The sequence below is a fragment of the Anaerocolumna jejuensis DSM 15929 genome (genome assembly GCF_900142215.1).
Lineage (GTDB): Bacteria > Bacillota > Clostridia > Lachnospirales > Lachnospiraceae > Anaerocolumna > Anaerocolumna jejuensis.
Genome location: NZ_FRAC01000056.1, coordinates 1 through 14,074, shown reverse-complemented (window position 1 = coordinate 14,074; position 14,074 = coordinate 1). Strand labels below are relative to the sequence as shown.

Here is a 14,074-nt window from a genome sequence, read left to right as displayed (position 1 = left end):
ATACGCTTGGACTTGTAACCATTGCGGTAATCATCGCTGTCAGAACGTTCTGATTTTTCATAGCCAAGATGGTTATCCATCTCCGTTTCCATCATTTCTTTGATGGTGCCGCCAAGTAGATCCTTGAGTGCATCCTGAATGTCTTCTGCGGACTGGATGTCGTACTCCTGCAGGAGCTGCTGAATGATGTTGCGTTTTCCGTCTGTCATTTGTACCTTATGTACTGGTTTCTTTTCTCTTGCCATAATAAAAGGCCTCCTATGATATAATATTTTACCATAGAAGACCCTATAAAATCTTATTTACAGAAAAATTTTCACAGACTCACTGTTTCAAATTCTGTGTTTTGGAACTTTTGAGCCTTAATTATTTTATAAAATCCATGAACCACAGTAAAGGCTGAACCCCTTGCCTTGACAGCGTTTCATGGATTTTGTGTATTATCATCAAGCTCAAAATGGAGTATTCTGTAAAACGAGTTTACACAAAATAAGAAACGGAGCCTCAAAACCCCTCATATCAACTTTTTCCAGTCAATATAAGGGCCTCTAACTTATTCTCAATAAAAACTACGTTCTTCTCTCAGAGAAAATCCCATCTTATTTATTATTTAAAACTGCCTGTGGCTCAGTGGTGAGCAATTTTAATAAATTTATAACTACACAAACTTAACATCCTTAGCTGTTTTTTTGCCATCCACTATTTCGGGAGTGAATTCAACTTTTCTTTCTATTAAATCATCATCAATTACTATAAAATCTCTAAATTCATTTAAAAATGATAAATAAGTATCTCCTTGAGAATTAAAATTTTCAATAACGATAAACTTTTTATATGAATTACACCTTATTATTTTACCTAACATTCGGTTATCAAAATTATTAACTATTTTTTTATATTTATTAAACTTTTCAACTATATAAGTTGAACTAAATAAATGTGGCAAATTTCCCGATATTCCTTGTGACACTTTTGCAAAGGATGGAATTTATTATGAGAGCATCACAGGAAGAATTAAATTTAATAAAAAAAGCAATGGATTCAGAAAAGAAAGTTAGAGTTTTCAAAAGATACCAAGCACTCTATCTCTTTCTTTCCGGTAAAACCCGTAAAGAAGTAGCTCAAATTGTTGGAGTATCTCCAAATACAGTTACCAACGTGTACACAGCATATAAAACCGAAGGTTTAGCAGGAATTGTAGACAAACCAATACTTGGAAGGCCTACAAGGCTTACAAATGAACAACAAGCAGAATTGAAACTGGTTATTCTTAGTAAAATACCTTCAGAGGTAGGTTTTCCAGCAGAATTCAACTGGACAGCAGGACTGATTGGTAAATACATTAAGTGCAAATACAACTATGATTATTCCATCCGCGGAATAACCAAAATGTTAGACCGTATGGGGCTCTCATACACTCGCCCGACCTATGTTCTTGCTAAAGCAGATAAGCAGAAACAAGAGCAATTTGTTCAGGACTTTGCAAAGGTTAAAAAAACTTGCTGGACGGCAAAATTCAGCAAATCCTTTTTGTAGACGAATCAATGATAAGAGACTACCAAGCAATTCATCAAACCTGGTTTGAGCGTGGCAAGCAACGAATCATCAGAACCTTCGGCAAACATAGGGGAGTCAAACTGGTTGGCTACCTAAATTATGAAACAGGAGAAATATACTGTGAGGAGCATGATACATACGATGCAAAAATATTTCTAAAATTCCTTGAAAACCTATTGTCAAAGAACCCAAAGGGCAAAACCGTTGTAATTTTAGATAATGCACGTATCCACCATGCAAAGCTGCTTGAGTCGTTTTTGAAGGAAAATGAAACTCTTCTTCAACTTATGTTTTTGCCACCCTATAGTCCAAATCTGAATCTTATAGAAGGACTGTGGAAATGGTTAAAGGAAAAGGTCATTTACAATGTTTTTTACAAAACAGTTCCTGAAATCAGGAAAAATGTAAATGCATTTCTTAAGACCATAAGTGCTGAACCAGAAGCTGTAATCCAAAGGTTATGCTGTAAATTGTGAAGTCACAAAAACTTAATTCAACTTATATAGTTGGCTTTTTCCAACACGTTTTATTATCTTCTCTCCTTCATATATAATTTTCTTAACTTCATCTATCTTTTCTTGCATTACAAATAAATCTAATAATCCGATTATAGCCCTGGAATATATTTCCATTTCTCTGAACTTTTTTGTTGATGATTTTATTACTTTTCTAAAATTAACTTCTGCTTTATCAAATTGTTTCATATTTTTCATAAGATAACCTAAATCGATCAAAATCTCTCTATAAAGAATACTACTTCTTATATCACTATCATCAATTTTAACAGCAAGTTCCATATCATGCAGAGCTATTTTTAACTTTTCTTCTGCTTTCTTATAATCTTTATCAAAACTATATGCTTCAGCCCACTTTTTTAAGTTTTCTGCTATACTTGTATAATTAATTATTAAATGTCTATTATTAGGTTTTCCTTCTCCCATGTTTAATGCCTTATTCATTAAATTATCTGCTTTTTCATATTCACCCATTCTACTTAATGCAAGTGCATAAGAATTCAAAACAACATTATCATCAGGATTTAGTTCATAAGCTTTACTATAATATGAAAATGCATCTTTTATTTTATCATTTTTTCTTTTAATATTTCCCCAAGATAACCAAATTTGAACATCTTCAGGACTATATTTAACTGCTTTATCCATTAGACTATCAGCCTCTAGCCAATGATTCTCAATAGATTCCATAACTGCCCAATTTCTATATATTGATGAAAATCTAGGTGCTATTTCAATTGCTCTTTTATATGATTCAACAGCATCTAAGTAATTTCCAGCTTGATACTTTTGATAAGCTGTTTGAGCTAACATTGCTGCAACTTTTTCTTCTTCTGTATTTGCTCCTAAATTTGACAAGCTATATCGGTATTGTTTCTGTGCTCTTTCAGCTTCTTCCAATGTATTATCAACTGTTAACATCCTATCCTGTATTTGTTGCTTCAAAATACTTTCCTTATCTAATTGGGCTTTTACATATCCTCGTGTTAAAGGTAAAAGTGAATAGAGAGTACTAATCTGTTGATTATCTTTATTAATTGTCTGCTCAGGTATTATTATAGAGACTAACACTAGAGACTTAATAGAATCTTCGAATATAACTTCATTTAAATTAGATATGTATTTTAAAATACCTTTAGAAAGATTATCTTCATATAAACTTAAAGTGCATAATATCACTTTTGCTTCTCGTGTTAAATCTGAATAAATTTGTTCAAAACAAAATTGTGAAATATCACTCGTACTTTCATTTATATTATCTATTAAGTTATTTATATCCTTACCTATTGCTACTTGACCCAAAACCCATTTTATTGCTAATGGATAACAATAGACTTTATTTACATACAACTTAATTATTGTTTCATTACATGCTATTAATTTCACTAAATTTTTTTCTCTACAAATAGTTCTAAATAAATGAATAGCTTCTTTTTCTTTTAATTGTTTCAAATCGTATCTACGTTCAACTTGCCCTAATCCACGCCTACTTGTTATTAATATATTTGTTTTAGTATGAGAATCAAGAATAAAATTAATTATTCTATCATCAGTTATTGTCTCTAAGTTATCAATAACTAATAAGACTTTGTCACAAGCATCAAATAAAATATTTACATCTTCTTCTTTACTTTCTAATGTAATATATGAGGAATAATCAAATCCCATAACATCTAATATAGTATCCAATAATTCTTCATAGCTTTTTAATGTCGGTTCTATATCTTCAATTCCTAAATATGTTAATTTATTTTCTTTAGCACTAACCCATATTACGCAATCATATTTTATAATTTTCTTTCTTAAAATATCATTTACAATATTTAGAACTAATGCTGATTTTCCAACACCTCCTGCACCTGATATAGTAATAACTCGATGCATTCCATCTTCTAACATTTTTATGATTTTTTCTTTATCATCATTTCTTCCAACAAATCCGCCTTCATATTCATAATCCGCAATTGGTATATTATTTAAAACTTCATAATTCTTTATCGAATCAGAAAGAAAATCCAATGGAACTTTTTCTACTAATTCTTCAGGTGTAGTTAACACAACATTTAGAAACATTAAAAAATCTTCATCTATATGTATCATATTAACGCATATCGCCATTACTTCGTTATATAAATTATTCAAATCAGAATTCGTAAAAAAGCCTCTAATATGAGCAATTTTGCATCTTAATTCATATAAACTATCCATAATATTAATAAAATCTTTTTTATCTAATTTAGAACTGTCATAAAGGCAAACATAGTTATCTTTATAAATAATTATTTCTTTTAAATGAATAAAGTCAATATTTTCTAATATATCATTAAAATCAGAATTATTATTAATCCTTCTCTCACCAGCTTCAATCACTCCAGTAGGAATTAGATTCATAATATTATCGGTTCTAGTCAATAGTTCATTATTTAAATAATTCCTTAGCGTCTTTTCAAATCTAGAAATAATTGTATAACCATAATCTCTTGCATCAAAAGCCAACTTAATCATTTATCTCACCTCATAATATTGTAAGTTAATATAGCTATATAATAACAGATTCTGGCTATTTATGCAATTTATTGATATTTTTTATTTAATTTCGCCAAGGAGCTACGAATATAATCACTACCTATGATAAAATCAAATAAACAGCATCTGGGTTTTTCTTATAATAATCTATACATGCATCTGTTATAGATGTAAATCCATTTAAAGGAGGTCATTTTTATGACCAATTATCGTGAAATCCTTAGACTTAAAAGTCTAAGCTTCAGCGAGCGGAACATTGCATTAAGTTTTAGATGTTCCCGAGACACAATGTCTAAAGTTGTAAAACGCGCCAATGAATTGCATATTTCATGGTCAGTTGAAGATCGCACGACAGACTCTGTCCTTGAGGAAACTATGTTTCCTCAAACCAAGGCGAATACCATCAAACGTACGCCTGATTTTTCTTACATCCGCAAAGAACTACTAAAAAACGGTGTAAGTAAAAAACTTCTATGGACAAAATACATGGAGGATTGCCGTTTAAACAACGAGGAACCGCTTATGTATTCCCAGTTTTGCTACTATATCCAGCCAGACGAGCAGAAACACCATGCGACCATGCATATCAAGCGAAAGATTTGAACTGTACCCTATTATTGAAGTATTTGTATTAATTTAGTTTTAATTTCTTCCATATTATAATTTAAATTTTCAAATACCTTTAATGTAAATAAATCCAGTTTCCAATCAATAATACCATCAACACATCAATTATCATCTAATATCTTACTTCTTTCCTTATGGCTTGAACCATCAGTTATCAAACCATAACAACGATATGTACCCGTTCCATCCTTTCTACCTAAATCTTTTTAAACCTTCTTCCACAACCACAACGCAATTTTCTACAATATATGTCTTTATTTACAACAATTCCCACTATGGCATGCTTACTACCATCTGACACTAAATTATGATTTATCCTCGAAACTATTGCTTCTTGCACTCTGTTCCACATTTCAGTGTCAATAATTGCAGGATGCTTTGCTTTCTTTATTATACGTTGACTTTTATCACTCTGCTTTATACGTTCATGCGTCAGAGGATCAATCGTAACACTTTGCATATATTCAATATCGCCACAATAAGTTCTATTTCTAGCAATAGCTAAATCGTAGACTCATACCATTTTGTCTTTCCACTTGCCGTCTTCTATCCATGTTCTTCAAGATAATGTTTGATTTTCTTCATTCCATTTCCCAGAAGTAATAATTCATATATCTTTTGTACAGTGGCTGCTTCCTCCACAACAATTTCATATGTTGTTTTACTCGATTTCTCTCCTATAGAAATTTTAAAATGTTACCATTACCAAAATGAATTCCATTAACTCTCGCTGTAGCTTGTCCTGTAAATACTCTCGGTAACTTTTCTCGATTCTTGTTCCGCATATGTCGCCATTATGATTAACTTAAAATAATCATGTTTGTTAAAATAACAGATACCATCATTGACAAAATATACTTCTACCCCACACTTTTCTAATTAATTTACTAAAACCAATGTCAACATTGCATTACGCATGAATCTACAAACTTCTCTAGTTACTATTAAATCATATTCACCAGATTTAGCTTTCTCTATCATTTCATTAAAACCTATACGCTTTTTGGTAGATGTTCCAGAAACACCTTCATCAATATATAAATCTGTTTTCATATCAAACATCCAGTCTGGATGCATATTAATCTCATCAACAATTCACTGATTTTGATTATTTAAAGCATTAGTCTGTTGCTCATGCTGTGTACTTACTCGGATAGCACAGACTCTTTGTTTTCCCGTAACTTGCGTATGCTGTAAAAATTGACATGCATCATAAATATTTATTTGCTCCATGAACTGTGACCTCCTTAACTACCATATTATACGTGTTAACATTAATTATCTGATTTTCTAACAATAGCTCAAGTAAATCTCTTATTAGTAAATCAGAATATAATGTTTACTTCCTCACTATTTTCCAAGATAACGAACCTCCTTTGAATTAATTTCAAAGGACATACATCTTCTCTATGATAAACTCTGTAACATTGCTATATCAATCGTAATAATACTAACTGAAGTAAGACTAGCAATGCTGTGATGTTACCGTAAATACTTCTAAAAATGAACTGTCTATATTTCACAAACTTTCTTATAATCCCTTAGTACATATGCTTCGCCTAACTTGGTCAAAATACTTCACCCAAAATTAAAACAGGAATATGAACATATCTTTTCTCTTCGTTTTAAATCTAATACCCCAATTATTGAATCTAAATTACACATATCATTAACCAACTTACTTTTGTACCTTTATAAATTCATTTACTCATCAGGTGTAACCACCAAGAATTACTAGAGAAAATTCTAACTGCTAAATTTGAATGCTTTTCAGTAAATTTATTCTCTAAATCAATTATTTCATCTATACGAACCTCCTCTTATTTTGTTGTGTTGAATTTTAACACTTTCCTGATAGCATATTTGATAATTCTGGCAATACCAATTAATCCCATAATACCTTAAGATAGTGGAATGCTTTTTTATTATATACAGATTAATACCGATGCTAGTTTGTACTCCTAACAATTTGATCTCTTTATTTGCTATATGGTTAATTTCAGTAATATTTAAAAAGTATTTACATTATTGTAAATTACTGTTATAGTACTATTGAAGTAGTCAATATGAGTTTTAAGATTGCTTCCTAATAACTGGGATACATACAACTTTAATATTACTAAAAACCTTTCTAAAGATACAAATATTAACAAAATTACTTGAAGGGTTTAAGTCAGAGCAAATGAGGAGGGATAAAAAATGTAATATTTACTAACAAAAGAGAAAATAGAAGGGATATTAAGCAATGTATTGTTGTATTTATTCCACAATGATATTCAAACTTTTTACTTTTAAGTAAGTATAAGTGTTAACCGTACAATACTTTTTTAGCTCGTACTTTTTTGTTTGAGATCACTCACAATAACAAAATTAAGGGTATTGCTTTTGTGGTTTAGACAGTACTATAATCTTTAAAAGCGCTACCAAATAATGAAAGAGAGGTATTATATGAAAAAAATATTAACAAAGATTTTAGCTACAACATTAATTTGTACAGTGGCTTTTACTTCTACAGTACAAAAAGTTTCGGCTAATGATAATGATAGTAAAATTAAAACAATTATTAATAATAATGATGAAAAAGTTGTTGAAACTACTAGTGATGATTTTAAATTCAGATGCACAAATGACAAAAAAAACAATGACATTACAATGGAAAAGTATTCTTTAAAAACAGGAGGACTACTATTAACTGTAGTGCTTGATAATGATGCACAAGTAATAACTGTAACTGATGCTGTATCTGATAGTCAAACAACACAAACTGTATCTGAAGTGATTAATGGTGCTTTAATACCTGAAAATCAAGCAATTTCAAATACAGTAGTTCAAGCAACAAGTAATTATAGTATTATGGCAACAACTGCTAATCAGAATACATTTAGTAACTATGAATATACAAAGACATATGGTTCTCCAAATGTTTGGGAATTAAGGCGTCCAGATGGTTCACTAAACGGAACATATTATTTTAAAACAAATGAGACTTCAACTAATAGAAATTATTTAACAGCTTTTTATGATGCAGTAGAGAGCATTAATTCTACAGAAGGTAAACTTATTGGATCTTTAGGTTTAGCAGTATTCACTTCAGCATTATCAGTTGTTATAATGTGTGCAACAGAAGGGTTGGGTGAACCTTTAGCCGCATATTTATCTTCACTGGGATTTTCTGGTACCACGATTAGTCTTAGTGCTGATTTAGGTGATTATTGTTCAAAGGCAAAAGATAATTATTATAATACATATAATTGTTCTTCTGTATTTTATTAAAATTTCCTTGTCACAAACAATTATGGCCAAACTATTGCCTAAATAAATAGGGAATTATATACAGTATAGAATACATACTCAAACTTAAATAAGTACCGATGCTCAACTATAAAAGTATTAATCATGAATTCAGGCAATTCAGGTACTGCTTCAATCATTTAGGAACCTGCTCTTAAAAGATTTTCAATAATCATAAGCCATTACCTAAGCGCTCATAGAGGCATAAACTGAATACCATTCCTTTTATACTCAAAGAACAGATGTAAATTGTGTAAAAAACTAAATAATGTTATTATGATTAAGTATTGGATTTTCAAGGTGTAGAGCAATTATTTATATGAGGAGTTTGAGGTATAGGTATATACTATAAATGATAAGGAGATTATTTATGAAATTATTAATAGGATTTGTTATCGCATTTAAAAAAAGTAAAAAGATAATGATGCCGCTATTAATTGTTTATATTATCTTTTTTTCATGTTTTGGATTCCCTATTGGAAAAAAAGATTTTGTTTATATGCTGTATATTTTATTTTCACTTTTAATAATATGCTTAATGTTTTCTGCTTTATTTGAAAATAAAATAATATTAATGTTATGTACCTATTTTGTGTGTAATTTAATTGGTATGTGTTTACACTTCATCATTGAATATGGTGAAGTTACTATACAAAGAGATTTTACTCTTATAAACATATTAGTATCTTTAATGCAAATTCCAATTGTAATTGCAGGAAGTTTATTAATTAATAGACTTATACTTATTAAAGGAAGTAAATAATATTATTTATTTTTATTTGGCTTTTGAACGTTTTATAGATAAAACATGAGGCATCTGCTGCTATATGAAAGCTGCAGGCGCCTCTTATCTTGTAAACATATAATTACCAGTACCTATTACTTAGATGATTCGTAAGTTATCTACAATACAGTGCCTTGTTCAAAATCTCTGTTCTTGAGAAAATCTCTATATCACACTTTTTACACTTCAGTGTGAAAAGTGTGATATAGAGGAACTCATGAGTGAAAGTAGAAAATCAGCTAATAAATACCGTCTAGAGCGTAAGCGCCTTGGATCAGCCGATTACGCAAGCGCGGACAGGCGATTCCGGCTTCTTCCTGCCAAACCAGGCAACACTTCTCCTCACCGCAAGAAGTGGTTAAGGTTGATTTGGTAACTGATCCGGATTCCGTTCCTGCACAAATGGAGCAAAACACTCGCATGGCAGTTAATCTGGCAAACGATATTTCACCGGCAGTCGAAATACGGATTGGAAATGCAACCATCCGTTTCTTCAATGGCACTGAGCATAACCTGGTTGAAACAACTCTCAAATGCCTTGGAGGTGCTCTGCATGTTAGGTGATATTTCTTCCGCTGTTAATATTTATATCATAACGGGTTTATCCTCATAGAATTATTATCCTCATCTTTTCATTACAAGGATTAAAAATAAGATATCTGTGTAAAAAGATGAGGATAACGTACCTAGCGTATGCCGCAAAGTCTGGCCAATTCGTCTTCATCATCCAGCCAAAGTTCCTTTTCCACAGATAAAGATTGATCTTTAGGTTCCATTGCCTTTCTCATCATGTCAATGGACGGAGTTGCGTAAATTCGAGTTGTCTGCGTTGAAGAATGTCCTAGTATTCTTGAAATAAGTTCAAGTTCTACACCATCCTGGTATAAGTTTGTGGCACGGGTTCTACGAAACATATGAGGATAGATCTGTTTTGGCAGATTGGGATGTTCCGCTCGAATCATATCCGCATATTTGTTGATTATTCTGGCGATATTTCCAGCCGACATTCTATCTGTTCTGCCTTTCATACTTGTATAAAATAGAGACACCTCTTTTGGGTCAGATTTATGATAAAGGTTCAGATATTGTTGTAAATGGCTGACAGTCCTCTCTGTAATTACAACGATACGTTCTTTATCACCTTTTCCGTGCACACTGATATAGGCTGGTGAAGCTGACAGATTTAAAGAGGATGTATCTAGCGCCAGTAATTCAGATACCCGGATGGCAGAATCATAGAGAAGGATCATAATGGTCCTGTCACGCATACCTGTTTTTGTTCTTGGTGGTGCAAAAAGCAGTGCTGAAAAGTCAGCCTCATGAATGATTTCACGGGTAATCTTCGGTTCTCTGATTCGGGGTATTTTTGATGCCATTAATGCAATTGACTGCATGGAGATTTCTCCATCTGCCACATACCATAAGTATGATTTGATGGCAGCCATGCGATTATTGCATGATGATTCCGTGTGTTCCGATGACAAATATGAAAGATAATCTAGCAACAGATCCCGTGTGCAGTCTTCAAATTTAAAAGTACGAATGGAAAGCCCCCGTTCTTTTGTGAGATAACAGCGAAACACGGTAAGTGCATCTTTATAAGTTTTAATGGTTCTTTCGCTTTTTACTGCTTGCTTTGGCAGGTATACATTCAGATATTCACAGGTCTGAGAAAAGAACAACGTTTTATTCAAAGATATCGTCTTCATGGTCTGCTACCTCCGGAATAATCATTTTTGATTTATTATCTTTTACTCTCACGAGATTAAACGCAGCATCGATCTGATGGTAATAATAAAAGGTATCTTCTACACTGGAGTGTCCCAGGTATTTACTCAGATATGGAAGCATCGAATCAAGCGGAATGTCTTCTTTCATCCACTGATTCATCCGCTTCACAACAAAAGTATGCCGCAGACTGTGTACCGTTGGCTTGTTCGGACAGATGCCGGCAAAGCTTGTGGAATTCCATGCAAGATTAAAACGTCTGTCAATGATTCCAACAGTCAAAAGATTATCCATCTCCCGTGCAGGAAAAAACCATTCTGATGCATCGGGGTGTGAACTTGGCATCTGTTCTGCATACTGAAGACATAATTCACGTAAATCCTCAGGAAGATATACAATCCGGTCCTTGTTACCCTTGCTGCATCTAATGATCAGAATACCTTCTTTGAGGCTTACATCCTGCTTTTTAAGCTTTCGGGCTTCAGAAACCCGAAGACCGCAGCAAAGTAACAGTCTGAATATCACTCGATATTCCATGGCAAGCCGGTGAAACGAAGGGATCTTACTATCTGGTATATAAAGATCAATCTGTTCAAACAATTCCATGATCTCCGGATCACTCATAACATGTGCCAGCCGCTGTTTTCCTCGAAATTTCTGTGAAGGTATATATGCGTTTTTACCCATGGATAAAAGATATAGGCTGAACTGCCGAATTACAGATGCCCTTCCTGCTGTTGTCACAGCACAGTTTCCGTCATAACAAGCGAGCCAGTCATTTACCAGATCTTTTGTAATCTCTGGATTACAGAGTTGCCGACCGGAGCAAAAAACATCGAACTGATGAAGTATGTATTCAGCACTTTCATATAGAAATCCGTTTTGGTGTTTGGTCTGAATAAATATATCCAGATCTGATGCAAAGCAGCTGTAAAAAGACTTTTTCATAGCATCAGACCTCCTCTCTGCAAAGATTCAGATCCGCTAATGAAAGTGGACACATCCTCATGCGGTCTTCATCCATGGAAAGGTACTTCATAACACTGGTAGGATCCCGATGACCCAGCGTATCCATAACCCGGCCAGCACCGTATCCATTGCGAAGAACATTTGTTGCAAAGGTACGTCTGGTGACATGAAAACCACCTGTTGTAGCGCTGCGTTCTGGAAGAATACTCCAAAGTGCGATGGTACATGTTTTGTTCGTCAGCTTTCCATAAGGCGCCTTGTGACGAATGAATACATACTTGGAATCGACAGAAGGTCTGCCATGTTTTAGGTAGTTATAAATCGCATTGCCAACTTCCACCGGCATGGGGAGAGTAAGGGAAACTTTTGTTTTCTCCTGAATAATTGTGATGCTTTTTTCTGACCAGTTGATATCCTGAAATTTTAAGTTAATGACATCACTGGCTCGGAATCCCATTTTTATACCGGTCATTACCACAGCAATTCTTCGCAGTGATATCGGATCATCATGTACTTTTCGGTATTCATCAATCCGCCGGCATTGATCATGCGAAAGAATATCTATCAGTTTTTCACCAGAAGCACAGCCTGCATCAATACACAAATGCAGATGTTTGTTTGTGACTTTTCTCTGTTCCTCAAGAAATATGACAAACTGCCTGATCACAACAAAACTTCCGGATTTTCCCCTGAATGTACGATGCTTGTCCTGCAGGCAGAAACTCTGCAATAATTCGGGTGTAAGTCCACTGAAACAATCCAATCCCCTGTCAATGAGATAATTACACAGTCGGATGCAGGGATATCGGTATGACCGTATTGTTCCTTGTGCATGGAACTCCTTCCCGATCATTGCCAGATATCCTCCGATCTGAGAAACACACCATTCAGGCAGAAGATCCAAGCAGGATTTCTTATAAGTGAACTTTTCTTCCGGAATAATGCCACCAAACTGCGTATACTGGTCAAACAACATAAGCATCCTTCTCCATGATTTCCAATCTTTTAACAGAAGATGCTGGATCTCTGAAAACCATACACTGACGATATGTGGGTGATATCCAAGCTGATGAATTTCGAGAAAAAGATATAAAATATGCAGGGCATGCTTTGCGGTTTTCAAGGCAGTATTAGCGTAATAATGAGCTTCTAATGTATCAATAAAACAATCTATTGCGGTAAGTATATCTTCAGTTGGAAACTCCAGACTTTCTATGCGGTAAGTTATGATCTGCTCAGATGAGGGAGAAGAAAAGGAATCTAACATTCCAACATAGGGAGCATTCTTATCATGAAGATAAAGATAAAAACCAGCCGGGCATTTCTGTTTATGATACATAAACTCAAAGAACCGCCTTGCATGTCCAAGATAAACCGCCCTATTCTTTTCTGAATTGCAAAAATCCGAATGATAATAGTCAATGATATCCCCATATGTAATCTTACTGACGGATCTTTTGCCACAGTCTTCAAAATAAATCAGCATGCCGGCAAGGTAATTCCGGGCAAGTTCCCATGATCTTGCCGAGTAACGGTTCTTACAGGATGAAAGATATTCATCTAATTCAGTCCTCATCTGGCAATTCAGACGCTCATAAGTTGAGCGGTTGAGGTATAAATGACGGTCTGCTACCGTTCCGGTATTGTACATTTCATAAAGCTGATACATGTACTGATTCCAGATGCTTCCAAGCTGCCGGTCTTTTTCATTCCTAACCATGGCTATCCATTCCGATATGGCCTGCGGATTCCATTGCAGTTTCCACTCCTGCATAAAGAGCAGGAATTCGGCATAGCATTTTTTATGAGATAACACGCTGCTGGAACACACCTTACGTTCATTAAGGAATAACATCATGCAGTTAACAGTTTCATCGTATGATTTCATAGAACCACCTCCTATATTTGATGGTTCTATTGTGACACATGAGCAGGTACGTTATCCTCATCTTTTTACACAGATATCTTATTTTTAATCCTTGTAATGAAAAGATGAGGATAATAATTCTATGAGGATAAGCCACATTATCCAAACATTAAGATAATGTGGGTATACCGATATGCGAAAAGCGATAGA

Annotated in this window: 14 protein-coding genes; 5 read left to right on the top strand and 9 right to left on the bottom strand. The window is 33.6% G+C overall.

Features of this window, described 5'->3' with window-relative positions:
* Together BUB77_RS28660 and BUB77_RS28655 are read right to left on the bottom strand one after the other, a co-directional pair.
* Window positions 1–245, bottom strand: a 245-nt coding sequence (locus BUB77_RS28660) for a transposase (RefSeq protein WP_073280588.1), incomplete at its 3' end; no start/stop codon positions are given.
* Window positions 246–658: 413 nt separating this feature from the next.
* Entirely contained in the window at window positions 659–946 is a 288-nt protein-coding gene (locus BUB77_RS28655; RefSeq protein ID WP_073280587.1) for a hypothetical protein, read from the bottom strand.
* 44 nt (window positions 947–990) lie between these two features.
* Between BUB77_RS28655 and BUB77_RS31110 the strand changes: the two genes are divergently transcribed.
* A protein-coding gene (locus tag BUB77_RS31110) for an IS630 family transposase (RefSeq protein ID WP_408606448.1) occupies window positions 991–2,033 on the top strand; the annotation gives its coding sequence in 2 pieces (ribosomal slippage) (window positions 991–1,497 and window positions 1,500–2,033; 1,041 coding nt in all).
* Between the two features lie 12 nt (window positions 2,034–2,045).
* On the opposite strand, the gene BUB77_RS28640 is transcribed toward BUB77_RS31110, so the two are convergent.
* Complete coding sequence (locus BUB77_RS28640; RefSeq protein WP_073280586.1) at window positions 2,046–4,577, bottom strand: ATP-binding protein; 2,532 nt, start codon at window positions 4,575–4,577, stop codon at window positions 2,046–2,048.
* A 219-nt stretch (window positions 4,578–4,796) separates the two neighbouring features.
* Between BUB77_RS28640 and BUB77_RS28635 the strand changes: the two genes are divergently transcribed.
* The gene (locus tag BUB77_RS28635; protein ID WP_073280585.1) at window positions 4,797–5,201 is read left to right on the top strand and encodes a hypothetical protein; all 405 of its coding nucleotides are present in this window, start codon (window positions 4,797–4,799) and stop codon (window positions 5,199–5,201) included.
* 220 nt (window positions 5,202–5,421) lie between these two features.
* Here the strand turns inward: BUB77_RS28635 and BUB77_RS31105 are convergent, their stop codons facing one another.
* From BUB77_RS31105 to BUB77_RS30225, 3 genes are all read right to left on the bottom strand, one after another.
* Window positions 5,422–5,724 (bottom strand): recombinase family protein, encoded by a 303-nt coding sequence (locus BUB77_RS31105; RefSeq protein WP_408606447.1) that lies wholly within the window; start codon window positions 5,722–5,724, stop codon window positions 5,422–5,424.
* Window positions 5,725–6,104: 380 nt separating this feature from the next.
* Window positions 6,105–6,278, bottom strand: a complete 174-nt coding sequence (locus BUB77_RS28625) for a recombinase family protein (RefSeq protein WP_170866786.1) — start codon at window positions 6,276–6,278, stop codon at window positions 6,105–6,107.
* Between the two features lie 42 nt (window positions 6,279–6,320).
* Window positions 6,321–6,458, bottom strand: a complete 138-nt coding sequence (locus BUB77_RS30225; RefSeq protein ID WP_170866785.1) for a hypothetical protein — start codon at window positions 6,456–6,458, stop codon at window positions 6,321–6,323.
* Window positions 6,459–7,673: 1,215 nt separating this feature from the next.
* Between BUB77_RS30225 and BUB77_RS28620 the strand changes: the two genes are divergently transcribed.
* The 3 genes from BUB77_RS28620 to BUB77_RS30220 all read left to right on the top strand — a co-directional run bounded on the left by BUB77_RS28620 (window position 7,674) and on the right by BUB77_RS30220 (window position 9,864).
* Window positions 7,674–8,498 carry a geobacillin-26 family protein gene (locus tag BUB77_RS28620; RefSeq protein ID WP_073280582.1) on the top strand — a complete coding sequence of 275 codons (825 nt, stop codon included), beginning with the start codon at window positions 7,674–7,676 and terminating at the stop codon, window positions 8,496–8,498.
* Window positions 8,499–8,886: 388 nt separating this feature from the next.
* Entirely contained in the window at window positions 8,887–9,279 is a 393-nt protein-coding gene (locus tag BUB77_RS28615; RefSeq protein WP_073280581.1) for a hypothetical protein, read from the top strand.
* 441 nt (window positions 9,280–9,720) lie between these two features.
* Window positions 9,721–9,864: a hypothetical protein gene (locus BUB77_RS30220; protein ID WP_170866784.1), complete on the top strand. Its 144-nt coding sequence runs from the start codon at window positions 9,721–9,723 to the stop codon at window positions 9,862–9,864.
* A gap of 122 nt (window positions 9,865–9,986) precedes the next feature.
* On the opposite strand, the gene BUB77_RS28610 is transcribed toward BUB77_RS30220, so the two are convergent.
* The 3 genes from BUB77_RS28610 to BUB77_RS28600 are packed head-to-tail and all read right to left on the bottom strand — an operon-like array spanning window position 9,987 to window position 13,885.
* Window positions 9,987–11,009, bottom strand: coding sequence for a tyrosine-type recombinase/integrase (locus tag BUB77_RS28610; RefSeq protein ID WP_073280580.1), 1,023 nt, complete (start codon window positions 11,007–11,009; stop codon window positions 9,987–9,989).
* Entirely contained in the window at window positions 10,987–11,976 is a 990-nt protein-coding gene (locus BUB77_RS28605) for a tyrosine-type recombinase/integrase (protein WP_073280579.1), read from the bottom strand. Before BUB77_RS28605 ends, BUB77_RS28610 begins: the two co-directional genes overlap by 23 nt.
* Window positions 11,977–11,980: 4 nt before the next feature.
* Window positions 11,981–13,885 (bottom strand): tyrosine-type recombinase/integrase, encoded by a 1,905-nt coding sequence (locus BUB77_RS28600; RefSeq protein WP_073280578.1) that lies wholly within the window; start codon window positions 13,883–13,885, stop codon window positions 11,981–11,983.
* Window positions 13,886–14,074 lie beyond the last annotated feature (189 nt).